This is a genomic window from Phormidesmis priestleyi BC1401, assembly GCF_001650195.1.
Taxonomy (GTDB): domain Bacteria; phylum Cyanobacteriota; class Cyanobacteriia; order Leptolyngbyales; family Leptolyngbyaceae; genus Phormidesmis_A; species Phormidesmis_A priestleyi_B.
Map to the genome: position 1 here is coordinate 42020 of NZ_LXYR01000020.1, position 26626 is coordinate 68645.

Sequence of the window (26626 nt, forward strand, 5' to 3'; positions counted from 1 at the left end):
GAATGGTTTGCTGTGCTCGAAAATTAAGCTTGGATTACACCAATTATTGTGAATGAATGAATGAATGAATGAATGCGATCGACCGTGCGTTTACCCGATGACGTGGAGACGTTCCACCGAAACGTCTCCACGCGATGGTATTGAATTTGGGTTGATGCTTACCAGGTGACTCGATCGCGCAATTTTTCCAGCAATTTGGGTCCGACTCCTGAGACTCGATCGAGATCTGCCAATGAAGCAAAAGGTTTCTGTTCACGGGCGGCAATAATCCGCTTTGCCAAACTGGGACCGACTCCCGGTAGAGCTTCCAGTTCTGCTTGGGTCGCTCTATTCAGGTTCACTGGCTGATTGGTAGACTCAGCAGAAGGTTTTGGTGCAGACGGCTGCGGTTTTGTGGGCGTGTCTCGTTTCTCAGGGGTGGGGACGATCGACGCGGATGGTGTGGGCTTTCCGCACTGTTGTTCGTAAGCGTCAGCTTTGCGACGAATGGCAGGAGGTACCCCTAAAATCGCATCTGCATAGAGGCGATCGAACTCTCGCTGATAGTGCGCCACCACTACAGGGCTGTGAATCACTAGCAGGGTTTCGTCGTTGCCCTGATTCGCTGCCTTTGTCCAGTTGTGTGACCCAGTGATTACGGTCTGCCCATCGACGATGCCAAACTTGTGGTGCAGCAAGTCACCCGGCGGCAAGCGGGGCACTCCAACCGTCGTGATTGGGTTCTGCCAAGGACGGTTATTCGGGTCGGGTTTGCAGGTGTCTCCCAGCGAAACGCCCAGCATATCTAACCCTTCGCTATAGGGGCGAAACATAAAGCTAGGCTCGATCAACGCTTGAATCTTTGCCCCTTTTTGACGTTGAGTGTCTAGTAGATTCACAAGTGGCTGATCAGAGAAGACAAATAGCGCCATCTCGATCGAGTCATTGGCTTGACTCAAAGTTTTGCCAATTAGACCGTTGGTGGTTTGCTCCCATGGCAGCGAGGGCGATGACGGGGAGAATTGCACCTCGATCGAGACCTCTCCTAACTGCACTTGTTGAGGAGCACGATGCGGCTTTTTGTCTCCGAATAGACTGTCTGGTTTGCCGCCAGGTCCGTCGCCCCACATGAGATTAAATTCTTGGGTAAACAGAGCCGCTAACTCTGAGCTATCAATTTTGAGAAGGTTATTGGCGTTGCCTCGACTGGTGAGGGTTTTGAAGTCGCCATGAACATCGGACGGGGTGAAATTCGCGGAGGTAACGACGATCGCGCGTCCATCTACAATCACAAATTTGTGGTGCATCAGATTACTGCCGCGAGTCCCGCCAGCCGTGTCGTCAATGCGAGGAATTTTGGCGTTATCAAGCATTACCAGCGCATCACCCTGATTGATTTCAGTGGGGCTGAGTTGTCCGTCTCCATTTTGATCGATCAGCTTGATGGACTCGCTGTAACGATCGCGATCGCGTTCTGGAAGTTTGGCGATTTCATCGGAGCGAATGCTACTAACCGGGCGCGAATAGCTATTTTCTAAAATCACCCGCACCTTCACCCCAGCTTGGGCGCGATCGCTCAAAGCCTTGGCAATTTTTGGCAGACGAAATTCTTGAACGGCGACATCGACACCGGTTTGAGCCGACGAGATCGCATCCACGATAATTTGTTCTAGGTCATCGCCCGATCGAGTCTGTTTGCGATAAGGCTCTGTGTACTGCGACGCAGGTTCATGATTCGTGTAAACCTGCACCCGCGCATCTTGAGCTAACGGAGTAGGACGAGAGGGCGGCTGCGGTTGAGCTTGCTGACAGGCGGTTAAGCCAAGTGCCAGGGCAGCAGCGTATAAACTTCGGGAGAGGGAGTTGATTGGACGCACAATAAGCTAGATTGAGAATTCTGGGGAAAACCTATGTCTTTGTAGCGTACCCAAAAAGAATTGCGATTTTTTAATCTGTTCTGCTGCTGAGTGACTTATGCAAATCTATTTAGATTACAGTGCGACCACGCCCACTCGCCCAGAGGCGATCGCGCTGATGCAAAAAGTTTTAGCCGAACAGTGGGGAAACCCTTCAAGCCTCCATGCTTGGGGGCAACAGGCGGCTATCCTACTAGAACGTGCCAGAGTTCAGGTGGCGCGGCTACTCAACGCTCCGTCTGAAACGATCGTGTTCACCTCTGGCGGCACGGAGTCAAATAATCTGGCGATTATGGGCGTGGCGCGAAACTACACGACCCCGCAGCACATCATTATTTCTAGCGTCGAGCATTCAGCGATCGCCGAACCTGTGAGGCTTTTAGAGCAGTGGGGCTGGCAAGTCACACGGCTAAACGTCGATTCTTTAGGGCGAGTTAACCCAATCGAGCTTCAATCCGCGCTGCGTCCTAACACGGTGCTGGTGTCGATGATTTACGGTCAAAGTGAGGTGGGAACGATTCAGCCGATCGCACAGTTGTGTGAGATCACTCGCGCTCATGGGGCGTTATTTCACACCGACGCGGTGCAGGTAGCGGGACGGTTGGCGATCGACGTGCAGCAACTCCCCATTGATTTATTGTCTCTGTCGAGTCATAAGCTCTATGGACCGCAAGGAGCCGGAGCGCTCTATGTCTGTCCAGGTGTGGAATTAGTGCCGCTCTTCGGAGGAGGCGGACAAGAATCGAAGCTAAGATCGGGCACTCAGGCAATTCCAGCGATCGCGGGGTTTGGCATCGCGGCAGAGTTGGCAGCTCAAGAAATGGCGATCGAAACGCCTCGCTTAATCCACCTGCGCGAACAGCTCTTTGATCAACTGGCTGATGTAGCGGGATTAGTGCCAACAGGCGATCGCTGGAATCGTCTTCCTCATCATGTCAGCTTCTCTGTGCACTCTGCGGGTGGAGAAATTTTCAGTGGCAAAACTCTAGTGCGGCAGATGAATCTAGCAGGAATTGGCATCAGCGCTGGGTCTGCGTGCAATAGCGGCAAGCTGGTTCCGAGTCCGATTTTGGTGGCGATGGGCTATTGCGATCGCCTCGCTAAATCAGGCATTCGCCTAACGCTGGGACGAGACACCACAGGTGCAGATATCGATTGGACGGTCATGGTGCTGAAGCAAGTCCTGGCTCGCCTTGCACCACAGCCCACCCTTTTAAAGGTTTGACGAGTGTTAAGAATCTGATCCTCTACTCAATCAATCGATACAAATCAGCCTTTGACTTAGAACAGCATCAGCCGTAACATACGGAAACGGAGCTTTCTTAAAGTCAGTGTGATAGCCGCTTGACAGTCTGCGTTGTCGTTTCAAGACAGCACAGGTTGAGACGAAATTGTCATGTCCTCAATAAAAAACAAACATGAGGATAATATTACAAGATGTTGCGGACTGACTAGGATGGTGAACACAATGCCGCAAAATTAATTGCGGAAGGCAACTAAGTCAAAAACGCTTGTGTCGCTAAGATTACCGATTCTGTGCCTCGAATCTACTCAACCAGGTTCAGCCCAGATATCAGCTTCAACGATTTACCTCAATGAGCTGAGTAACTAGCCACAAGTAGACTTAACCCAACCATACGGAACTCCCGTTTAAACATACTCGGTTACACTACTTTTGGAGGAATCCATCAATGAGTATTGTCACGAAATCAATCGTGAATGCTGACGCTGAAGCTCGTTACCTCAGCCCCGGCGAACTAGATCGAATCAAAGGCTTTGTCACCACGGGTGAGCGTCGCCTCCGGATCGCTCAAACCCTGTCCGACTCCCGTGAGCGCATCGTCAAGCAAGCTGGCGATCAACTGTTCCAAAAGCGTCCTGATGTTGTTTCTCCGGGTGGAAACGCATACGGCGAAGAAATGACTGCAACCTGCCTGCGTGACCTTGACTACTACCTCCGCCTCGTGACCTACGGAGTGGTTGCGGGTGATGTGACTCCGATCGAAGAAATCGGAATCGTCGGCGTTCGTGAAATGTACAACTCTTTGGGCACCCCCATTCCTGCGGTTGCTGAAGGCATTCGTGCGATGAAGAACGTAGCTGCTTCCTTGCTGTCTTCTGAAGACGCGTCTGAAGCTGGCTCCTACTTCGACTATGTGATCGGTGCAATGCAGTAATCACTGCCTCCGATTGTTCACGCATTTACATATAAGACCACGCGACTTACGGGAATTAAATCATGCAAGACGCAATTACCTCCGTTATCAACACGTCTGACGTTCAAGGCAAGTATCTCGATACTTCCTCCCTCGAAAAGCTTAAAGGCTACTTTGCAACAGGCGAACTTCGCGTTCGTGCAGCCACCGCGATCAGCGCTAACGCAGCGTCGATCGTCAAAGAAGCCGTTGCCAAGTCCTTGCTGTACTCGGACATCACCCGTCCCGGCGGCAACATGTACACGACTCGTCGTTACGCTGCTTGCATTCGTGACCTCGACTACTACCTCCGTTACTCCACCTACGCAATGTTGGCTGGCGACCCCTCCATTCTCGACGAGCGCGTGCTCAACGGCTTGAAGGAAACCTACAACTCTTTGGGCGTACCCATTGGCGCAACCGTGCAGGCGATTCAAGCGATGAAAGAAGTCACCGCTGGTTTGGTCGGTTCTGATGCTGGTAAAGAGATGGGCGTTTACTTCGACTACATCTCTTCTGGCTTGAGCTAATCAAAGGATGGAACGTGAAGCGTGAGAGATGAATTTAGGTTCATTGTTCAGCCTCTAGAGTTCATCATTCACTTTGAGGTGTTGAAAGTCTGGAATGAGTGTTAGCTCGTCAAAGGCTAGTCTGAGAAATGGTTTTAGCGATCTAGCATTGATTCTCGACTTTCAACCTTCTCCCCATCAATCTTTGTTTACACATCTAAAAGATTTGCACTCGCTCTCTAAGGTCTGCACCTGCGCCGATCGGCGTTGACATCATAGAGAAGCTGATTTGCTAACTTTTTGAGGATCTCTCTCTAACGATCCGATTTTTGACGTGCGGTACGAGTTGGTTTATTCAAAGCTCAACACTCACGACTCAACCCCTATCCTCAGCCTACTCAGGAGATTATAAGACCCATGAGAATGTTCAAGGTTACTGCCTGTGTTCCTAGCTTGACCCGCACCCGCACTCAACGGGAACTGCAAAATACCTATTTCACCAAGTTGGTTCCTTATGACAACTGGTTCCGTGAGCAGCAGCGGATTCAAAAGATGGGTGGAAAGATTGTCAAGGTTGAATTAGCGACGGGCAAAGCTGGCGCGAATACGGGCATTGCCTAAGAGCTAGGCTGAGCCTGATTAGGTTTTTCAAATGCTAACTCTGAGCATTAGCTGTGGAGGTCTGTTCGACCTCCTTTTTTTATGCAGGTCATTAGTAGTTTGTTCGAGAAAGCTGAACGCTGAATTGTTATTTCAAATCCAGCGATCGGCTTGTTTACGCTTCGATCACTACCCGCAGATTTCCGCGTTTTTTGGAGACGCGGCAGGCAGTTGAGGAACCCGATCGCTCAAACTCCAGATCTAGCAAGGTCGAACCGACGCGCAAATTCTGCAATCCTAAGTAGTTAATTGACTCAGGCAAGGCAGGGTCAATAATTCGCAGATAGTTGCTCGGCGCATCGGGGACTAGATTCACAATCATGTGAACAAGCTGAAAAATGCTGCCTGTTGCCCACGCTTGCGGCGAACACGCAACCGGATATTGAACAGGCTCATTGTCATCGGTGCGATCGTAGCCGCAAAATAACTCTGGCGGTCGTTGATAAGCCTGGTATCGCGTCATGTCGAGCAAGCCTTCACACAGTTCTAACGCTTGATCAACGAGACCGAGAGAACGCAGCCCGATCGCAACCATTGCATTGTCGTGAGGCCACACCGAGCCGATGTGATAGCCCATCGGATTGTAGGCGGGCGACGACTTGCTGAGGGTGCGAATGCCCCAACCGTTAAACATATCAGGCGCGCGCAACCGTTCTGCCACGCTATAGGCTCTCTCTGGCGTGAAGATGCCCAAATTTAGACAGTGACCTGGATTGGAGGTAATGCTGTCTACGTGCTTACCGTCTCCATCTAACGCCAGCGCACAGAAATCTTGATCATCCATCCAAAAATCTCGGTTAAAGCGGACTTTGAGATCTCTGGCTTCTTCTTCCCAACGATCGGCGAGGTCAATGCGCTTTTTCATGCGAGCGATCTGACTCAACCGGACTTTTGCAGCGTAGACATAGCCCTGCACTTCGCAGAGGGTGATCGCGCCGAGTGCCAGTTGCCCTTTGCGATTGACGATGCAGTTGCTCGAATCTTTCCAGCCCTGGTTATCGAGTCCGCGTTTTGATTTGCGGGCATAGCTGAGATACCCCGTTTCTTTGAGGTTGCGATCGCACCAATCCATCGCGGCGATCGCATTGTCCCATAAGAGATCGAGAGTTTCATAGTCAGCAGTCCAGGCAAAATATTCGGCGTAGAGCATCAGCCAGAGCGGGGTTGCATCCACCGTGCCATAGTAGGGCGTGTGGGGGATTTCTTGACAGCGTGCCATCTCCCCAAAGCGAATCTCGTGCAGGATTTTACCAGGCTGTTCTTCGCGCCACTCGTCTTCGACTTTGCCCTGGTAATGAGCCAAGATTGTGAGCGTTTCACGAGCAATTTGGGGGTCGAGTAGCAAAGTTTGGGAAGCCGCAATAATCGAGTCGCGACCAAATAGCGTTGAAAACCACGGAACTCCGGCTGAGAGGGCTTTTCCTTTGCCAAAAGTCTGTCGCAGTAGATAGACATCTTGCTCGGCGCGTTCAATAACTCGGTTGAAGGTGGTTTTGTCCGATCGGATCTGAGTCACCTGCTGCTGCCAGGTGTGTTCCTCCATCACCTCTGCTGCTTTTGCCTGACCCAGCGTTCGGGGGGCATCGACGTTTGAAACCGATCGCCCATTACTCAACATCTGTAAGCGATAGCTGAGAATTTTGGTTTCGTGAGACTCTAGCTGAAGCTGCCAGATCGCCGTATAGCCTTTAAAGCAGTCGGGCTGATGGTGGAGAAATTGAATCCGCGATTCTAGCAGGGCGTTGTCTAAGCCTAAATAAGCCAGCACCAACTCGACGGGCATTCCTTCAGAGACTCGTAGCGCAAACCGGGGTTCTGACTCTGCTGAAGGCTCGATCGGATGATCGGGCAATTGCCGCAATAGCTGACCGCGCTGAGTCCGATCGAACCCTCTGACCTCAAACAAATCAATGAAGTCGGCATCAAAGCTAACGCTGAGTTCAAAACTCACGGCTTCGGTGCTGTAGTTAGAGATTTCAATCTCTTCAAATAAGCCGCCGTTTAGGACGAGTTCGCGCTTGATGCCGATATTTTCTGCTGAGACTTTTTCGTCTAACCGGGGATTGGTACACAGCACGGAGAGGGCAAATCCTTTTTCAGCCGTGCTGCTCAACAGAATGGGCGATCGTCCATCGATCTGCAATTCTAAACGGCTTAAAAATCGAGTGTCATTGCAAAATAGCCCCATGCTGCTGTTGCGCCCGTCGTCAGCAGAGCCACCGATGTTGCCGAAGGTGTCAGTCAGCAGAAACATGTCGTCGTCTTTGAGCGTCAGCACGGGCTGCGGACGATCATTTAAAACGCACGCCCAGTCTGGCAGAGGCAATTGATCAGCAGGGGCAAACTTTCTGCCATCAAGTTCAATAATATCTAAAGTCATGAAATCAATCTTTTCCAGTGGAGCGTAGAGAGTTCTGGAATTAAATTTAGTCTGGTTTGGGCTGAAGATCTTGGGAGTTTTAGCGTAAATCAAGATCTCATGACTCTACGAGTTAACCGATGTCAAAATGATCACCCGTAAATACTGTTGTCAAGTCAAAATTTGATAAACCTGAGTCAACAATTCCTCGCTTGAGAGCGAGTGCGGCAATACAGAAGCCGCCATCTCGTGCAGGAGGGCTAACACTGAGAAAACGTCTTGCGGCTCAGAATTCTCTCTCATCCCAGAACGATGAGCGGGGATCAGAAAGTCACTGAGAGAGGCAGTCTGCACTACCATGAAAAACTCGTCAAACTGTGAGATAAACCAAAAACTAGCGCCAAGTGTTTATAGAGTGGTGATTCGACAGTTTTATACGGATACTGAAGCGGGAAACAAATTTAGATATTCCATTTTCTAGGCGGGCTTTGGGAAAAACCAAATTATTGCAGGGATGCCATGAACAGCAACGAACTTGGACACGGCTCAGAATGGGTGTAGAGCTTGAGTTCTAAGTCGATCGTGGTGACAGATTGAGCAGCCTGCGCCCATTTTTGTGTAACGATCGTTAATCAAACATCGTATTCTTAAATAAGTATTAAGCAGCGAGTTAAAAATCTTGCTGCGAAGACTTTTGAGACTTTAGCAGCCGATTTTCAACTCGATCGTGCTTCACTTCGTCAGAAGTCCATTCCACTTTTTTCTTATTCCGTGGGTCTATTTAGCCTTGACAGCCTCACCGTTTAGCGTCCACCGTCCGCAGAGATTTGTTTGCGTCTTCCTAGATTCGAGTCAGTTGGCTCAGTCAGTTCAGCAGGTTCTGAGCCGTGACGCACTTCAAGAAGAACGCTACACCGTCACCCTACCCCAGTCTGATCAAGCGTTCTTCTCATTGATTGAGCAACAGCGGCAGCATCTAGACTGTTTGATTTTGCAGAACGGCTCTAAACTGCCGCGCCTGATTGCTTGGCTGCACAACCACTCAACCCTGTTGCCAACCATTATCTTAGAGGCAACGTCAGAAGTCTATTCGGGGATTGCGGCGTTAGAGGCGCAGTTAATCTTTTTCTATCATTCAGCAGAAATTAGGCTGGCTCTCAATAAAGTAGAGGAGACTGCCGAATTTATTGATCAGGCGATCGACGAATTTCTCAACCTCTCGCCATCGTGTCGTCTGTCTGACCCCTCGTCTAAACCAGATCTCACCACCGATCTCAGCCCTCAAAACTTTTTGCTGTTGCATCAGCGGCGGTTGACTGAGAAGCTAAAACGATCGGGCTATCTAGGAATTTATGACAAGCGCAACCCTAAGACGTTTTTGCGATGTCTACCGCTGGCTGAACGAGAACAGTTTTTAAGTCAGTTGCGGCTCGATTATCGGGCGATCGTTTTGAATTACTTCATGAATGACAGTCGGCTAAATCAAAGAATTGATGACTTTGTAAATACGATTTTCTTTGCTGATATCCCCGTCGCTCAGATTGTTGAAATTCACATGGAACTAATGGATGACTTTGCCAAACAGCTAAAATTAGAGGGGCGCAGCGAAGATATTTTGCTCGATTATCGATTGACTTTGATTGATACGATCGCGCATGTATGTGAAATGTATCGGCGATCGATTCCCAGACAGTCTTAAAATTTGCAAATGAAGTTTTATTGATCCGCGGCTGGCTTTTAAAGCTTCCTAGAAACCATGAGTCCACTAAAGAAAATCTACGTTCTCAAGCTCTATGTCGCTGGAAACACGCCTAACTCGGTTCGAGCGCTCAAAACGTTAAACAATATTTTAGAGAAAGAATTTCAAGGAGTTTATGCGCTGAAAGTGATTGACGTACTCAAGAATCCGCAGTTAGCCGAGGAAGATAAGATTTTAGCAACGCCGACGTTAGCCAAGATTTTGCCGCCCCCTGTTCGTAAAATTATTGGCGACCTTTCAGATAGAGAAAAAGTCTTAATCGGACTCGATCTCCTCTACGAAGATCTTCGGGAAGAGGAAGCCGATGGCTAGAAAAGCTGGCTAGAAAACTCTCGATAGACAATCTTTAGTAAACAAATTTAATGCAGTCGCCTTTAGTTTTAGACGCTTGCGGCTCTGGTTTGAACCACACCTCTTATGAATCAAACGAATCAAAGCGAATCGCACAATCAAGTAGAAACGTCAGGCATTCAAAAAATTCGTACCCTGATTGAGGGCTTTGATGACATTAGTCATGGAGGCTTGCCTATCGGTCGCACCACCCTAATTAGCGGCACATCTGGCACCGGGAAAACCCTCTTTTCGGCTCAGTTTCTCTACAACGGGATTACCCAATTTGACGAGCCAGGAATTTTTGTCACCTTTGAAGAATCCCCGGCAGATATCATCACAAATGCGTTGAGCTTTGGGTGGGATCTCCAGAAATTTATCGACGAAGGGAAGCTGTTTATTCTTGATGCGTCCCCCGATCCCGAAGGGCAGGATGTGGTGGGAAACTTTGATTTATCGGCTCTAATCGAGCGAATTCAGTACGCCATTCGCAAATATAAAGCGCGGCGGGTGTCGATCGACTCGGTGACAGCGGTGTTTCAACAATATGATGCGGCGGGTGTGGTGCGTCGAGAGATTTTTCGATTGGTGGCACGACTCAAGCAGGTGGGCGTGACCACGATTATGACCACTGAACGAATTGATGAATATGGTCAGGTGGCTCGATTTGGGGTCGAAGAGTTTGTCTCCGACAACGTAGTCATTGTGCGAAATGTTTTAGAGGGTGAGCGGCGCAGACGGACGGTTGAAGTGCTCAAACTGCGCGGCACCACCCACATGAAGGGTGAATATCCCTTCACAATCACCAATCAAGGGATCAATATTTTCCCACTCGGAGCGATGCGCCTGACTCAGCGATCGTCCAACATCCGCGTCTCGTCGGGGGTGACGATGCTCGATACGATGTGTGGCGGCGGCTTTTTTAAAGACTCGATTATTTTAACCACTGGGGCGACTGGCACCGGGAAAACGCTGCTGGTCAGCAAGTTCTTGCAGGAAGCGTGTCAGAGGGGCGATCGAGCCATCTTGTTTGCTTACGAAGAGTCTCGCGCTCAACTGTCTCGCAACGCCTATTCGTGGGGCATCGACTTTGAAGATTTAGAGCAAAAAGGCTTGCTCAAAATCATTTGTGCCTATCCTGAGTCGGCAGGGTTAGAAGATCACTTGCAGATTATTAAGTCAGAGATTGCCGAATTTAAGCCCTCGCGGATCGCGATCGATTCACTCTCTGCCCTTGCCCGTGGAGTCAGTAATAACGCCTTTCGTCAGTTTGTGATCGGTTTGGCAGGCTTCGCTAAGCAAGAAGAGATTACCGGATTCTTCACCAACACTACCGATCAGTTTATGGGTTCTCACTCGATCACTGACTCCCACATTTCGACGATCACCGACACGATCATCATGCTGCAATATGTGGAGATTCGCGGTGAGATGTCTCGTGCGCTCAACGTTTTTAAGATGCGCGGCTCCTGGCACGACAAAGGCATCCGTGAATACACCATCAGCGCTCAAGGTCCAGACATCAAAGGCTCGTTCCGCAACTTTGAGGGCATCATCAGCGGTTCACCGACTCGAATTGCGGTCGATGAAAAGACGGATTTGTCTCGGATTATTAACAGCGTCAAAGACGGAGACTCATGACTCAACCGCTAATCGGGATTATTATGGGCAGTGACTCAGACTTGCTCACCATGCAAGGCGCGATCGCAGCCTGTGAAGAATTTAATGTACCTCATGAAGTGAGCATTGTCTCAGCTCATCGCACCCCCGATCGCATGGTGGACTATGCCAAGCAAGCCCATCTCCGCGGACTCAAAGTAATCATCGCAGGCGCAGGCGGCGCCGCCCATCTGCCCGGAATGGTCGCTGCCTTAACGCCTCTGCCTGTGATTGGTGTGCCCGTGTCGAGTCGGCACCTCCAAGGCGTAGATTCTTTGTATTCGATCGTGCAAATGCCTGCCGGAATTCCAGTGGCGACGGTGGCGATTGGCAATGCTAAAAATGCGGGTTTGTTAGCGGTGCAGATACTTGCAAGTCACGATCCCGATCTGCTAGCACAGGTTCAGCGCTATCGTCAAAGTCTCGCTGATTCAGTGATGGAAAAACAAGCCAAGCTAGACGAGGTAGGCTACAAAAAATATCTGGAATCTTGATACCAATCCACCTTTTTGCTTCACCCGAAAACGCTGAGGGTGAGTTGGGCAGCTAGCTTTTCTAGAAGAAAAAGTCCGGCAACCGAGTTTCCGGTGGGGTCGATCGCCGGACTGTACCCCGCGATCGCGCCCTGTTTAGGAACGATTGATAACAATGCTCCACTCACGCCTGACTTGGTAGGCAATCCGACCCGAACGGCAAATGCACCCGATGCTTCATAGAGTCCACAAGTCAGCATTAGGGCATTGACGATTTGCTGATGCTGTCGAGCAATCTTATAGGGCGACGCGAGGAGTAAGCCTAATCGTGCCAAATCTTCGACCGTTCCTGATAGACAGCAGATGTGATTATAAGTATCTAGCGCTGTCTCGACGGACGTTAAATGCCCAGCTTGTGAGAGCATATTTGCAATCGCTCGGTTCGATTCATTCGCCATCGATCGCACCGAGGTCAGCATGGCTTGATCTAGCGTCAGATGGGCATCTGCGAGGCGGTTGAGCCATTCACACAACCCTTCACATCGAGCCGCGCCCTCTTTTCCAGGCAGCAGAGACGCTAGGGCGATCGCTCCACTGTTAATCATCGGGTTGCGGGGATGCCCGCGATCGGCACTCAGTTGCGTGAGCGAGTGAAACGGCTGATCAGAGGGCTGCATCCCCACTTGCTTGAAAACTTCATCCGCGCCAAGTCGCTCTAATGCAAACAGCAGCAAAAATGGCTTAATCACGCTCATTAAGGCAAACGGTTGTTTGACTTCACCTGCCGAAATCGTGTTTCCGATCGTAGTTTGAATCTGAACCGCAACCGTATTGGGTCTTGTTTGAGCAAGAAGCGGAATATAGTCAGGCAGCCGTCCTAGTTGCGCTCTTGTTTTTGCAATCGCGACCCAGGCATCTAATTGATCCTGAGTTAAGGCATTCAGTCCTACCAAAGAATTGTTCAATGTCAATGCCTTCAATCTCTAGCTTCTCGCGTCAGGGAGAATTAGACATGAGATTCACAGTCTAGACTCTAAATTCGTCGGTTTCTTCGGTGTATTCGATCGGCAGTATTACCATCAAATTATCGCTGGGGCGCGGGATGTAGTGAGAAGACAGGAAAAGCTTATCGCCTTCTTTGTTGGAGTGAATTTTTTTAGCGGCTTCGATGCCCGCCTCGACTGCCATCTTGACTTCGGACACATTTCCTCGAACAATAATCGTCACGTAGGCACCGCTGACTTTCTCCATATTGACCAAGGTGACACGGGCAGCTTTTACCATCACATCCGCAACCGCCAGTGCTGGAGGTAAACCCCGCACTTCCACCATTCCAACGGCGTTACCCATACTAATTTCCCTTTCGATCTCGCGACGATACCATCACTCATTCTACGCAGGTTCTATGGCTTTTTTGCAATCAGCCAGATCTTTCGCGTCAATCAAATTTCGTCTGGATTCACCCCCATGGCTCGTAGGCATTCAGCTAGATGATCTGCCCGTTGCCGTTCTGCGTCTGCCCGTTGCCGTTCTGCGTCTGCTCGTTCGGCTCCAGTGAGAATAATTTGCCCATCGCGATCGCACCACCGCAACCACAGCCGAGTGACTTCTTCTTCAAACTGCCCCGACCAAAGCGTGAGTCCTAATCCCACCTCCTCTAAACAAATCGACTGCCCAACTTCGCTCATTCCCTGATGGGGGGTCAACTCTGTATAGCGACCTGATACATTCGACCAGACCCGTAACAGCGCCCCGTTCATCTCGTTTTGACCCTGAATCTGTTGCAGTGGGTCAAACACAACGTAGTAGGGAATGCGGATTTGAGCGTACAAATCTTTCTTGATCGTCGTCTTTCCCTTTTGCTGCGACTTTCGGCTCAGGGTGAGTTCGTCGCCTTCTTGATTGGAGACAATCTCAACGCAGACTTCTGGCGGCTTGCCAAACTCCCAGACAAAATACGAGCGGTTTTGTTTTTTGGAAAAGTCGTCCGCGCACTGCACTCCTAGACTCAGCATCATATCGGGCACGACCGGATCGCCCTTGAGTTTGTAGAAAAGTCCTACATTAGCAGCCGCGAGGAACGGTGGAGATAATGCTTTGGAACTGTAGAGCGGTTCTACTAACAGTCGTTGCTGCTTTTCAGATTGAAGGTTGTCCACGGGCGTATCGTCCTCGATCGTCAGATGGCTGATGTCAAGCTCAGTGACGATTTCTTCATCGTTGACAAGCTGTTGAGTCATGGGCAGTAACCAAACCCGATGCTTTATTGTCGTCCGAATCGGATGGTCTCAGCCGTGATCATTGGTTGTTCAAGATGGGGCACATGTCCGCAGTGCTGAATCCAATGCAGTTGGCTCGTTGGAATTGCGTCTCGAAATCGCTCTGCGTCTTGGGTGCCTAGAATTTGATCTGAGTCACCCCAGAGAATTAGCGTGGGCTGCGAAATCTGCGAAATCCTACCATTGAGAAAGTTATAGCCGCCGCTTTTGGTGAACGCAATGATCGATCGACTCCATCCAGACATCTGCAAATGCAGCGCGGCACAAAGCTCGGCATCGGCAGTCACCAAGCGACGATCGGCATACGCTTTTAAACTCACTTGGCGACGAACTTTGGGCTGGCGCAAAAATTCGGTGGCTAAATAACCGAGAGGCGGCACCAAAAACTTAGAGACAGCCGGACCTGCGGCAAATCCGGCACTGTCGATGAGAACGAGCTTTGCGACCGCTTCGGGATAGGTGAGCGCAAAATCGATCGCCGCCGCTCCGCCCATTGATGCCCCCACCAAAATCACGGGCTGGTCAATCAGAGTCTTCCAGAACGAGTGCAAATGAGTTTTGATAGCCATCGGATTAAACGGGGCTGAGATCGGGCGATCGGTAAACCCAAATCCCAGTAAATCAACTGCCCAGGTGTCTTGCTGATCAGCCAGGATTGGCAGGAGTCGTCGAAACTCAAACACAGAGCTATCAAACCCGTGTAATAGCAAAATCGGAGTTCCGCCTGCACCTTGGTGAATGTAAGCCGTCTCGATCGAGTCTTCGATCAAAGGAGTCGCGATCGCATGACGAGTGATCTGATGAGCAATCGCGATCGAGGTTGCTTCGCTCAGACGGGCAACGTCAGCAGGTAAAAAATTCGCAAACATCTCTTCAGTGTATTCTGATTCGAGACTCGAACGGCACACAACACGCATCTAGACAGGGCAAACGCATCTAAATTGCTTAGAGAATAGTAGTAGCGTTCTGGGTAATAAACGGCGCTATCTTTAGCCAAAGTCATTCTCAATAAGCTCCAACTATTGCGGATCTTCTCAATAAGGTAAGCAAAATGGCTGCTTGTTGACATGATGCGTTTGCCCTGGCATCTAGAGCGATCGCCTCCTTAATCGCCAACAACTTCCGGTCACAGAAGTGTAAAGACTTTACGTTCGAGGGCGAAAGAACTGCGTGTTTGTTCTCAAGAATGTGTGTTCTACTGACATTCGGGGAAAGATAGCTGCGGCTATTCAGTCATCTCTAGCCCCTAGTCACCTTGCGAGAAGTTCAACATTATGGAATTTACTGGGTCATCTGCTTGGAACCGGAACTCGCTGTCCCCCGATGCTGCGCCTGCTGCGGCTGCGGTTAGCAATTCTCTCGCAGCCCCGATTTCCACTCTCGCACTGCGGACTCGTGCAGCCACGTCTCTATTATTTATAGAGGCTAACGTCACCGATTATCAAAGCCTGGTGGCTGGGGTAAAGGCGGGAACTGAGGTTCATGTGCTCGACCCGATCGCAGATGCAGTCACCCAAATTACCCAAACTCTTGTAGGGCGCACCGGAATCTCTAGCCTCCATATCGTCTCGCATGGAGAGGCAGGCGGTTTGCAGTTAGGCAGCACTGAGTTAGATGGGCAGAACCTCGATCGCTATGCGACGCAACTAGGATCTTGGTCACAGGCGCTGACTCCAGATGCCGATATTTTGCTCTATGGCTGCAATGTCGCTCAAGGGGCACAAGGTCTTGATTTTGTGCAGCGTCTGGGGCAGATGACCGGGGCAGATATTGCAGCCTCCAATGATTGGACGGGCGATCGCGCGGCAGGAGGCAACTGGACATTAGAGGTTCATACGGGCGAGATTGCGGCGGGTCTTGCTTTTCAGGCATCTACCTTGGCAAATTATCATCATCTGTTGCCCGTTGATCTGCTGTCTCCGATCGACCCCGCTTTGGTCAGTGGAAGTGACAGCACGGGCGGCAGCTTGGGCACTGGCTCAGTGAGCAATGACGGGCGCTATATCGTCTTCACGAGCAATTCGGGCAGTTTGGATGCCACCGATAAAAATGGTAAATCGGATGTGTTTTGGCTCGATCGTCAAACTCAAACGCTAAAACTCGTCAGCCACAATCTCGGCAAAACAGGTAGCTCAAATGGGGCTTCGTCGAGCGCGGTGATCAGTGGCGATGGTTTGTCAGTGGCGTTTGTGAGCGATGGGACTGATCTCGCCCTTGGTGATCAAGACTCGCAAAAAGACGTGTTTTTGTGGAAATGGGACAGCGCTACTAGCACCGACACGCTGAGTCTCGTGAGCGGCACCAACAATAGCGCAATCTCAGATGGAGATTCTTATAACCCTATTATTAGCGACAACGGTCAGTATGTCTCGTTTTTAAGCGATGCAGCAAACCTGACTTCTCTTTCTGACAGCAATGGTCAGCCTGATGTCTTTCAGTGGGATGGATCAGCGAGTATGAATGCAGTCACGCTCGTCAGCCGAAATCGCAGTAAGAACGGGAGTGGCATCAAAGGAGTATCGACCAGTTTCTCAATGAGTCGAGATGGCAATTTTGTCGCCTTCAGCAGCAATGCCAATAACTTAGTCGCCTTTACGATCGACCTCAATGGCTCTACTGAAGACGTGTTTCGCTGGGGTCGTGTCGGTAACACGATGACCTTAATCAGCAGAAGTCTTTCTCCCAGCACAACCGGAGCGGACGGGGAATCAATCAATCCAGTCATCAGCAATGATGGGAGCCGCATCGCATTTGTAAGTGCAGCGAAAAACCTAGATGCACTAGATAGCGACAACGCGAAAGACATCTTTTTATGGGATAATGCCAGCGCGACTGCTAACAAGATTCGCTTGATCAGCGTCAATAGCGCCGGAACGAATAGCGGTAGTAAATCAGCCAATCCCTTTGCTGAGAGTGGGTCTCTCAACCCAGTGATTAGCGGCGATGGGAAGTATGTGGCGTTTACCAGCTATTCCACAGATTTGATGGCGGCTGCTGACGCAAACAATAAGCAAGACGTGTTTGTCAGAGATGTTGATGCGTCCACAAATTTTCTAGTCAGCGGTAACAGTGCTGGGGTGTTTGGCAACGATGTCTCGTCTGACCCGTCGATTAGCGGAGATGGCAAGCGAATTAGTTTTGCCAGCAGTGCCAGCAATCTAGTCACGGGCGACACGAATGGCAAGCGCGATGTCTTTGTCCATGATTTAACTGGCAGCACGACTTCGTTAATCAGCCGCAGTGCAACCGCGATCGGAGATAACGATTCTCCCGCAGATGACCCGACCAATCCCTCGGTCTACGCGTCTGCAATCAGCGCAGATGGAAAGTTTGTGGCGTTTACCAGTCTAGCCAGCAATCTGGTCGATCGAGATGGCAACAGCGCGGCTGATGTGTTTATCGCCCAGTTGCCGACCGTCGTAAATCTAGCTAGCTCAATTAGTTTGGTGTCTCGTCAAGGGTCTGACCCATCGCTTACGCCCAAGACGGGGAGTGAAGACTCGACGCTGACGGGCAACTCAGTGAGTGCCGATGGTCGCTATGTGGTTTACACAAGCAAAGCTCCTGAATTAGCGCCTAACGATGTCAATAGCGCTCAAGACGTGTTTGTCAGAGACAATCAAACCAACACGGTGACGCTGATCAGTCGCACCTCCGCAGGCTCGTCAGGAAATGGAAATTCTTATAGCCCAGTCATCAGTCGAGACGGTCAGTTTGTTGTCTTTGTCAGTGACGCATCTAATTTGGTGGCGGGTGACACGAATGGAGCATCCGACCTCTTTTTATGGGAGCGATCGCAGCCTAACACTCTGACGCTGATCAGCAAAATCAATAGCGGAACAACGAGCGGAAATCAAGCTTCGCTGAATCCCATCATTAGCGGCAACGGTCAATATGTTGCCTTCACCAGTTTGGCAACTAATCTTGTGAGTGGCGATAGCAACGCAAAACAGGACGTGTTTGTGTGGGAGCGATCGACTAAAACAACCACGCTAGTTAGCCATGCGAATGGGAGCACAAACAGCAGCAATGGCACATCTGAGAATGCGTCGATTAGCGATGATGGACAGATGATCACCTTCACAAGTGACGGCACAAACTTGATTGCAACGCCGACGGCTGCACAGAAACAAGTGTTTTTCTGGGATCGCAAAGCAACTCCGCTTTCACTGATTGGTCAAGATAGTGCAGGCGCGATCGCCAACGCAGAATCAGACAACGCAGTCATCAGTGGCGATGGACGCTATGTTGCCTTTACGAGCAGTGCATCGAATCTATTTGGCAACGATACTAACGCGGCTCAAGATGTGTTTATTCGAGATTTGGTCAAGAACACGACGACAGCAGTGAGTGTCGATTCTGCGGGAGCTTATGGCACCGTGACTGGAGGCGCACCTGGGAGTGGAGCGTTTGCATCAAGTCCGGTGATCAGCAGCTATGGAGGTAAGGTCTATGTCGCATTTACCAGCACCTTTAATACGCTGGTCGCTACTGATACCAACAGCGCTCAAGATGTGTTTGTGCGCGAAATTGATATCAATGACTCCACCAAGAGCCGAACAATCTTAGTGAGTGTTAACAACAATGGCACCGACAGCGGCACAGGAACGGGGACGGGCGGCTCGTTTGGTGGAACGGGTTCATTTAGCCCCTTACTCAGCCGAGACGGACGATTTTTGGCGTTTGTCAGCTACTCTAATAATCTTGTTGCCAGTGACACGAATGGCGCACAAGATATTTTTGTTCGAGATTTACTGCTCAACAATACAACGCTAATTAGCAAGAACAGTGCCGGAACCGATAGTGGAAAAGGAACTTCTGACGTTCCGGTGATCAGTAGCAGTGGCAGCTATATTGCGTTTGTTAGCAATGCGGGTGATCTGGTTGGAGGCGATTTCAACGGCAAATTTGATGTGTTTGGCAGCAAGTTGTTGCCGTTGGTAAGTCTGACCACGATCGCCGCAACTGCCAGCGAAGCGACGCCCTCTAGCGATCCGGCAATCTATCAAATCAAGCGCAACACTAAAACAGGAGAACTGACCGTTAAACTCGCGATCGATCCAACCAGCACGGCGGCGGCGACCGATTATGATCTGTCGGTCGATCCGGCATTTGCGACGATCGTCAGTTTCTCTGCGACTGAGATTGTTCTGAAATTCTTGAGTGGCACAGACACGATCGATCTCAAGATGACTCCAAGAGACGACATTCAAGCGGAAGCAGACGAAACTCTAAAGCTATTTATCACCGCAGACGCAGCCAATTCGGGCTATGCGATTAACACGAGTGATAACACAGCGACGACGACGATTCTGGCAAACGATACCGCTGTCATCAACACGAACGATAGTGGTGAAGGATCACTCCGTCAAGCCATTATTAACGCGAACGCATTCGCTGGCGCAAATACAATTAGCTTTGCGATTGTGGGGACTGGAGTGCAAACGATCGCGCTACAGTCTGCTCTGCCGATTCTCAGTGATGGAGTCACGATCGACGGCACGACTCAAACCGGATTCACCGACACTCCTTTAATTGTCTTAGACGGCACTGCTGCTGGGGCAACTGCGAATGGCTTACAAATCTCCGCCGGAAGCAGCACCATTAAAGGACTCGCGATCAAAAACTTCGCTCAAGACGGCATTTTGATCGACACCCAAGGCGGCAACACCATTCAGCAAAACGACCTTTCGACAAACAAAGGGTCGGGGGTCGCGATCGTGGGCACTGTCACCGGAAACCGCATTCAGGGCAACACCTTCACGGGCAATACAGGTTTGGGGATTGACCTCGGCAACGATGGCGCAACTGCCAACGACGCAGGGGATTTAGATGTAGGTGCAAACAATCTGCAAAACTTCCCCGTGTTAAAGATCGCCGAACCGATCGGAACGGGAGCCGCGATCGGCGGAACACTCAACAGCGCACCAAGTGTTCAATTCCGAGTCGAATTTTTTAGCAGCGATGCGACGGGCACGGCTCAAGGCAAAACCTTCCTCGGCTTCACGAATGTCACCACTGATGCAAGCGGCACTGGAACCTTTAGCTTTACGGCTGCTGGAGTCGCTCTCGGAGAGTTGATTACCGCGACAGCAACCGACGCGAGTGGCAATACGTCAGAGTTATCGACGGCAAAAGCAGTGGTGGTTCCTACCGTCAGTCTAGATGCGACCCCGGTTAAGCTGCCAGAAGGCACCGCGACTTCTACCGCGATTCCCTTTGTCATCACCCTGTCTCAGCCCAGCACCCAAGATGTTGTTGTCACTTACAGCACCGCAGACGGCACCGCGACGATCGCCGATAGCGATTACACGCCTGCTGCGGCTGCCAGCATTACCTTTGCTCCGGGTCAAACAACCCAGACGATTAACATTGACACGATCGCTGATAATCAATACGAACCCGATGAAACCTTCACCGTTACGTTAAACGGAGCAACGAATGCGGCGTTAACTGCTGCCGTCAGCGCAACAGGCACGATTCAGAATGATGATCAAAAGCCGACAATCACGATCGCTAATGCGAGTCAGAATGAATTGGACAGCGGTTCTGCACCCATCATCTTTACAGCAAGTCTATCGAACCTTAGCACTGAAACTGTCACGGTAGACTACGCCACCGCAGACGGTAAAGCAACCGTGGCAGACAGTGACTACGCCAATGCATCGGGAAGTCTAACTTTCTTGCCGGGTCAACTCACTCAAACCTTTGAAGTTTTGGTCAATGGAGATACCAAATTTGAACCTGATGAACCCTTCCAGGTGATATTAGCAAATCCCATTAATGGCACGATCGTATCTGCTACGAACATCGCTACCGGAACGATTCTGAATGATGATCCGGGTCCCACGTTAAGCATTACAACGCCCGCCGCACAGCTTGAAGGCACAAGCGGGACAAATACTCCTTATCTGTTCGTCGTCAATCTCAGTCAATCGAGTAGTCAAGAAGTCACGGTGAATTATGCGACGATCGACGACACCGCGACGATCGCCGATAACGATTACACTGCCGCATCGGGGACGCTCACATTTGCGCCAAACACCACCAGTCAAACCGTCACGGTTTTCTCTCAAGGTGACAAAAAGTTTGAAGTCGATGAGCAGTTTTTCGTCAAGTTGACGAGTTCAAATAACGCCAATCTTTCTGCCGCCGTTCAAGCGACGGGCATCATTACGTCTGACGACACCACTCCTCCGACGCTGGAAATTGCAAACACAGAGGCACCAGAAGGCAATAATGGCACCACTGCTTACAACTTTGTCGTTTCCCTGTCGGATGCCAGTTATCAAACCATTACCGTCGATTACACCACACAGGATAAGGATGCGACGATCGCGGATCAAGATTATCAAACTGCTTCTGGAACCCTGACGTTTGCCCCCAATGAAACTCGTAAAACCATCACCGCTTTAGGAAATGGGGATAACAAATACGAGGGCACTGAGACATTTTTGATGAATCTCAGAAATTCTTCAAATGCTACAATCTCAAGCGCAAGTTCAACGGGAACGATCACAAACGATGATTCTCTTCCTTTGATCAGCATCAACGACGTAAGCAATCCTGAAGGAGATACGAGCACCACTAAAAATAACCTATTCACGGTTAGTTTAAGCAACCCTACAGATCAAACTGTTACTGTCGATTTTGCAACGGCAGACGGTACAGTGGCTAACAGCAGTGCAACAACGGCTGATAATGACTACTTAAGCACTTCGGGAACGATCACGTTTAATCCGGGTGAAATCACTAAGACGATCGCTGTTGCTACAAATGGAGATGCCAACTTAGAGAAAGACGAAGAGTTCTCTGTGAATCTTAGCAATGCGAAAGAAGCTGGAATTCTCAAAGGTCAGGGCAAAGGAACGATCGTCAATGATGATACGGCTCCTACCCTGAAGATTGATAGTGTGAGTCAGAAAGAAGGCGATCAAAACACAACTGAACTGATCTTTACTGTCAGCCTCTCTGCCACCAGCAACGATCCGATTACGGTCGAATACTTGACTCAGGATGACACGGCGACGATCGCGGATCTTGACTACCAAACCAAAACCGGAACCCTCACGTTTGCGCCCAACACGCTAACCCAAACGTTTGCCGTTCTTGCCAATGGTGACACCAAGCTAGAAGGAGACGAAACCTTCAAAGTTAAACTGCAGAACCCTAGCGCAGGTGCGCTAATTTCGGTGGCTGAGGGCATTGGCACCATTAGAAACGACGATCTCCAACCAACGATCGGCATCGATCAGAAAATCAGCATCACCGAAGGCACGAGCGGCACCCTCACCGTCAGCCTTTCTAACCCCAGCACTCAAACTGTCACCGTCAAATATGACTCGGCAGATGGGAAAGCAACGATCGTCGATAACGATTACACCCAGGCATCCGGGACGCTCACCTTCAACCCTGGCGAACTCAACAAAACGATCACCGTCTCTACCATAGCCGACACTAAGTTTGAAGGCGACGAAGACTTTACGGTCAGGTTGAGCCAAGCCGGAAACGCAGATGTCTCATCGGTTTCGGGGCAGGGAACGGTGACGATCGTCGATGATGACTCTCGCCCCACCATCAGCATCGACAACCTTTCTCAAAACGAAGGCAATAGCGGCACGACTCCTTACGTGTTCACAGCGAGTCTCTCGAACGCCAGCATTGAGACGATTACGGTGAATTATGCTACGAGCGACGGCTCGGCAACGTTAGCAAACAGCGATTATGCCAGCGCATCTGGCACGCTCACATTCAACCCCGGTGACTTGAGCCAGAAGATTACGGTTTTGGCAAATGGCGATACCGATTTTGAACCCGACGAAACTTTTAACGTCACTCTTGGCACGGCAACCAATGCCACGACTTCTGCTGCTGCCGGGGTCGGAAAAGGCACCTTGCTCAACGATGACAATGCACCACGTCCCACGATTCGCATTGATAGCGGCGTAACTCAAAACGAGGGCAACACAGGGGCAACAACCGCCTATGAGTTTAACGTGATGCTCTCGACGAGTTCGCTCGAAACGGTGACGATCGGCTACACCACAAAAGACAATTCAGCAACAACGCTGGACAACGATTACACCGCTAAGTCTGGCATTCTCACTTTTGCACCGGGCACCCTCAGCCAAAAAATTACGGTGTTGGCAACCGGAGACGACACTCTAGAACCTGATGAAAGCTTCTTTGTCGACCTGCAAAACCCCAGCAGCAACGCCGATCTTTCAAGTGCCGACGGGCGAGGAACGGCAACTCTATCCAATGACGATCGCCGCCCTACGCTCAATATTGACAGCCCGACTGTGCGAGAAGGAGCAAATGGCGACATCACCCCGATCGAGTTTGGGGTGACGCTCTCAAATCCCACAAGTAACGCTGTGACAGTGGACTATAAAACGATCGACGGGTCTGCCACGATCGCCGATAGTGATTTCATTCAAACGGCTGGCAAACTGACCTTTAACCCTGGCGAACTCAAAAAGACGATCACCGTTTCTGCCAAGGGCGATAATAAATTTGAGCCAGACGAAACGTTCACTATTCAGCTAGAGAATCCCAACAATGCAGACATTACTGGAGTGGGTCGAGGCACTGGCACCTTACTCAATGATGATTTCACGCCGATCCTTAGCCTCGAATCTGCCAATGTCAGTCAGATCGAAAACGCGACCAGTCCAGCTCTCTTTGTCGTAAAGCTCTCGAATCCTACTGACCAGACTGTCACCGTTAATTACGATACGAGCGACGGCACCGCAACGATCGCGGATAACGATTACATTCGCGCCACCGGAACTCTGACCTTTGCCCCTAACGAAACTCAAAAGACGATCGCCGTGTCTCCCATTGACGACACGAAATATGAGGGCAATGAAACCTTTAGTCTCAATTTGAGAAACGCCAGCAACGCGACGATGCCGACGGGCATTCTCACAGGCACGGGCACAATCATCGAGAATGATCCCGTTCCGACCATCAGCCTCAGCACCGCCACCGTCAACCAGCTCGAAGGGAGAAGCGGCACTACGCCCTACGTGTTTACGGCGACACTCTCAAATGCCAGCAGTCAGGCGATTACGGTTGATTATGGCACCGCAAACGGCACCGCGACTCTCGCCGATAATGACTATCAGCAAGCGGCTGGAAAGTTGACCTTTGCCCCCACCGAAACCAGCAAAACCTTTACGGTGTTTGCCAACGGCGACACGAAATATGAGGATAACGAAACCTTTAGCGTGAGCCTGAGCAATGCTCTGATCGGCAGCACGAGTTTAACCACCAATGGCAGCGTCATGGTCACGATCGCGAATGATGATATACGCCCCACGGTTAGCCTGACTCCTAGCACACTCAGCCAGCCAGAAGGCAACGGTGGCTCTACTCCGTATGTCTTCACCGTCGCCCTGTCTGAAGCGAGTAGTGAACCCATTACCGTCACCTACAGCACTAGAGATGATACGGCAACCACACTAGGAAGCGACTACACCGCTATTTCTGGAAAGCTCACCTTCAATCCTGGTGAGACGAGTCAAAATCTTACGGTTAACGTCACGGGTGACACTCGCTTTGAGAAAGACGAAACCTTTCAACTCAACCTGACAAGCTCAACGAATGCGACCTTGACCACCGCGATCGGTGCTACAGCCACGATCGTCAATGACGACAAAGATTTAAGCATCATTAGCGATTCGGGCATCTTGTGGCGCAATCAGCAGACGGGCGAGACGCTGTTATGGCAACTCAACAGCACCACCTTTGCGGGAAGTAGTCAGTTGCCAACTCAAGCAGCGAGCTGGCAGATTGCAGCCAAAGGAGACTTTAACGGGGACGGCAGCCTAGACATTCTCTGGCGCGACACCGCGACCGGAGAAATCGACCTTTGGCTGATGAACGGGACGGATCTTGGCTCGATCGTCACGGCACCTAATCTGCCTAAAGTGCCAAACTTATCCTGGAAGGTGGAAGGCGTTGCAGACTTTACGGGCGATGGCAAACTTGATCTGCTGTGGCGCAACTACCAAACCGGAGAAATTGCTACCTGGAATCTGAACGGCACTACTCTAGTAGACACTTCTTACTTATTGTCTGTGCCTGACCTGAGCTGGCAAATCAAAGGCATTGGCGACTTTAACGGCGATCGTAAAGTTGATTTACTCTGGCGCAATGACCAGACAGGTGAGAATGCATTCTGGCTGCTCAATGGAGCAAAATTTGCCAGCGCTGTTTATCTCCCGACGGTTGCAGATCCACGATGGCAGATTGAAGGCATTGGTGACTTTAATAAAGATGGAAGCCTCGACCTACTGTGGCGAAACAAAACAACTAACGAGATTGGAACCTGGGAACTCAATCGCACGACCTATGTTAAAAGTTCGCTCTTCTCCAATAGCTTAGATTCCACGTGGCAAGTTCAAAAGATTGGTGATTTCAACCAGGATGGCAATCTCGATATCCTCTGGCGTAACACTCAGTCAGGTGAGAATAAGCTCTGGTACTTGAACGGCACGACCTATGCTACAAGTCTGACCCTGCCGTCTCGATCGGATCGCAACTGGGTCATTTCTGACATCGGTGACTTTAGCCGCGACGGTAGCCTCGATCTGCTGTGGCACAACGCTCGATCGGGCGAAACCGACATCTGGAAGCTGAATAGCAACCCTTACAGCGGAGAGACTTTCCTACCTAAAGTTCCCGACTTGGGGTGGCAGGTTCAAGCAACGGGTGACTTTAATCGAGATGGCGCTGTAGATATTCTCTGGCGCAATTATCGAGATGGAACCGTTGGTTTTTGGCAGATGAATGGTGCCAAGCTCACTGCGAGTGTTCTCTTACCGTCTGTTACAGACTCTGCGTGGAAGATTGAAGGCGTTGCCGACTTCGATCGCGATGGGTTCTTAGACCTCTTTTGGTATAACGACAACACGGGGCAAACCGCCATCTGGACGCTCAATGGCATGAGCCTTAAACAAGGTATCTTTCTACCCACTCCAGGTCGTAATTGGCAGGTGCAAGCAATCAAAGATTTTGACCAAGATGGCAATGTAGACATCTTGTGGCGGAGCCAAGCCGGACAGGTTGCATTCTGGAAGATGAAGGGTACTAGCGTTGAGTCAGGCATTAATCTGCTCAGTGTTCCAGACTCAAATTGGCAAATTCAAGGGGTTGGAGATTTTAACGGCGATGGCAAACCAGATATCTTCTGGCGCAACTACAGCACGGGCGAGAACGCTATTTGGCAACTCAACGGCATGAAGTTTGAGAAGGCTCTCTATCTAACTCCAGTCACTGACCTGGGTTGGCACGTCGAAGGCTTGCGAGACTATAACGGGGATGGAACGTTAGATTTGCTCTGGCGCAATTATCGCACCGGAGAGAACGCCATCTGGTTTATGAAGGACGCAACCACGATCGGGCAGGGAATCTACTTACCTCGACTGGTTGACCCCAATTGGACGATCGAAGGATTGGATAACTTTAAAGGCAGTTCGGTCGAGTGAGGGCTTCTCAAGTT

The 26626-nt window shown here is 50.4% G+C and carries 16 protein-coding genes; 9 read left to right on the forward strand and 7 right to left on the reverse strand.

The genetic code is table 11. The features are described from left to right. Positions 1-158 precede the first annotated feature (158 nt). Complete coding sequence (locus A8707_RS12625; RefSeq protein ID WP_231948042.1) at positions 159-1856, reverse strand: phospholipase D-like domain-containing protein; 1698 nt, start codon at positions 1854-1856, stop codon at positions 159-161. Between the two features lie 97 nt (positions 1857-1953). Between A8707_RS12625 and A8707_RS12630 the strand changes: the two genes are divergently transcribed. The 4 genes from A8707_RS12630 to A8707_RS12645 all read left to right on the forward strand — a co-directional run bounded on the left by A8707_RS12630 (position 1954) and on the right by A8707_RS12645 (position 5220). Next, positions 1954-3120 carry a cysteine desulfurase family protein gene (locus A8707_RS12630; protein WP_068817507.1) on the forward strand — a complete coding sequence of 389 codons (1167 nt, stop codon included), beginning with the start codon at positions 1954-1956 and terminating at the stop codon, positions 3118-3120. A 466-nt stretch (positions 3121-3586) separates the two neighbouring features. Next, positions 3587-4072, forward strand: coding sequence for an allophycocyanin subunit alpha (apcA, locus tag A8707_RS12635; protein ID WP_068817508.1), 486 nt, complete (start codon positions 3587-3589; stop codon positions 4070-4072). A gap of 62 nt (positions 4073-4134) precedes the next feature. After that, on the forward strand, positions 4135-4620 hold the full coding sequence (gene apcB / locus A8707_RS12640) for an allophycocyanin subunit beta (RefSeq protein ID WP_068817510.1): 486 nt from the start codon (positions 4135-4137) through the stop codon (positions 4618-4620). Between the two features lie 396 nt (positions 4621-5016). Next, positions 5017-5220, forward strand: a complete 204-nt coding sequence (locus A8707_RS12645; protein WP_068817512.1) for a phycobilisome linker polypeptide — start codon at positions 5017-5019, stop codon at positions 5218-5220. Positions 5221-5374: 154 nt separating this feature from the next. Here A8707_RS12645 and A8707_RS12650 read toward each other — a convergent pair whose 3' ends face one another. Together A8707_RS12650 and A8707_RS12655 are read right to left on the reverse strand one after the other, a co-directional pair. After that, a complete protein-coding gene (locus A8707_RS12650; RefSeq protein ID WP_068817514.1) occupies positions 5375-7639 on the reverse strand; it encodes an amylo-alpha-1,6-glucosidase in 2265 nt (754 codons plus the stop codon). 150 nt (positions 7640-7789) lie between these two features. Then, on the reverse strand, positions 7790-7978 hold the full coding sequence (locus A8707_RS12655; protein WP_068817516.1) for a hypothetical protein: 189 nt from the start codon (positions 7976-7978) through the stop codon (positions 7790-7792). A gap of 427 nt (positions 7979-8405) precedes the next feature. Here A8707_RS12655 and A8707_RS12660 point away from each other — a divergent pair, with 427 nt between their 5' ends. From A8707_RS12660 to purE, 4 genes are all read left to right on the forward strand, one after another. Continuing rightward, positions 8406-9317, forward strand: coding sequence for a circadian clock protein KaiA (locus A8707_RS12660; protein WP_156518528.1), 912 nt, complete (start codon positions 8406-8408; stop codon positions 9315-9317). A 57-nt stretch (positions 9318-9374) separates the two neighbouring features. Further along, positions 9375-9689 carry a circadian clock protein KaiB gene (gene kaiB / locus A8707_RS12665; protein ID WP_068817518.1) on the forward strand — a complete coding sequence of 105 codons (315 nt, stop codon included), beginning with the start codon at positions 9375-9377 and terminating at the stop codon, positions 9687-9689. Positions 9690-9794: 105 nt separating this feature from the next. Beyond that, complete coding sequence (gene kaiC, locus A8707_RS12670; protein ID WP_068817520.1) at positions 9795-11348, forward strand: circadian clock protein KaiC; 1554 nt, start codon at positions 9795-9797, stop codon at positions 11346-11348. Continuing rightward, positions 11345-11860 (forward strand): 5-(carboxyamino)imidazole ribonucleotide mutase, encoded by a 516-nt coding sequence (gene purE / locus A8707_RS12675; RefSeq protein WP_068817522.1) that lies wholly within the window; start codon positions 11345-11347, stop codon positions 11858-11860. The genes kaiC and purE overlap by 4 nt, the downstream gene beginning before the upstream one ends. Before the next feature lie 20 nt (positions 11861-11880). Here the strand turns inward: purE and glsA are convergent, their stop codons facing one another. The 4 genes from glsA to A8707_RS12695 form a co-directional block, all read right to left on the reverse strand. Then, complete coding sequence (gene glsA, locus A8707_RS12680; RefSeq protein ID WP_068817523.1) at positions 11881-12804, reverse strand: glutaminase A; 924 nt, start codon at positions 12802-12804, stop codon at positions 11881-11883. A gap of 61 nt (positions 12805-12865) precedes the next feature. Then, positions 12866-13189 (reverse strand): carbon dioxide-concentrating mechanism protein CcmK, encoded by a 324-nt coding sequence (locus A8707_RS12685; protein WP_068817525.1) that lies wholly within the window; start codon positions 13187-13189, stop codon positions 12866-12868. 92 nt (positions 13190-13281) lie between these two features. Then, complete coding sequence (locus A8707_RS12690) at positions 13282-14079, reverse strand: Uma2 family endonuclease (protein ID WP_068817527.1); 798 nt, start codon at positions 14077-14079, stop codon at positions 13282-13284. A gap of 23 nt (positions 14080-14102) precedes the next feature. Beyond that, positions 14103-14987: an alpha/beta fold hydrolase gene (locus A8707_RS12695; protein WP_068817529.1), complete on the reverse strand. Its 885-nt coding sequence runs from the start codon at positions 14985-14987 to the stop codon at positions 14103-14105. 405 nt (positions 14988-15392) lie between these two features. Here A8707_RS12695 and A8707_RS28100 point away from each other — a divergent pair, with 405 nt between their 5' ends. Next, a complete protein-coding gene (locus tag A8707_RS28100; RefSeq protein ID WP_068817531.1) occupies positions 15393-26612 on the forward strand; it encodes a Calx-beta domain-containing protein in 11220 nt (3739 codons plus the stop codon). Positions 26613-26626 lie beyond the last annotated feature (14 nt).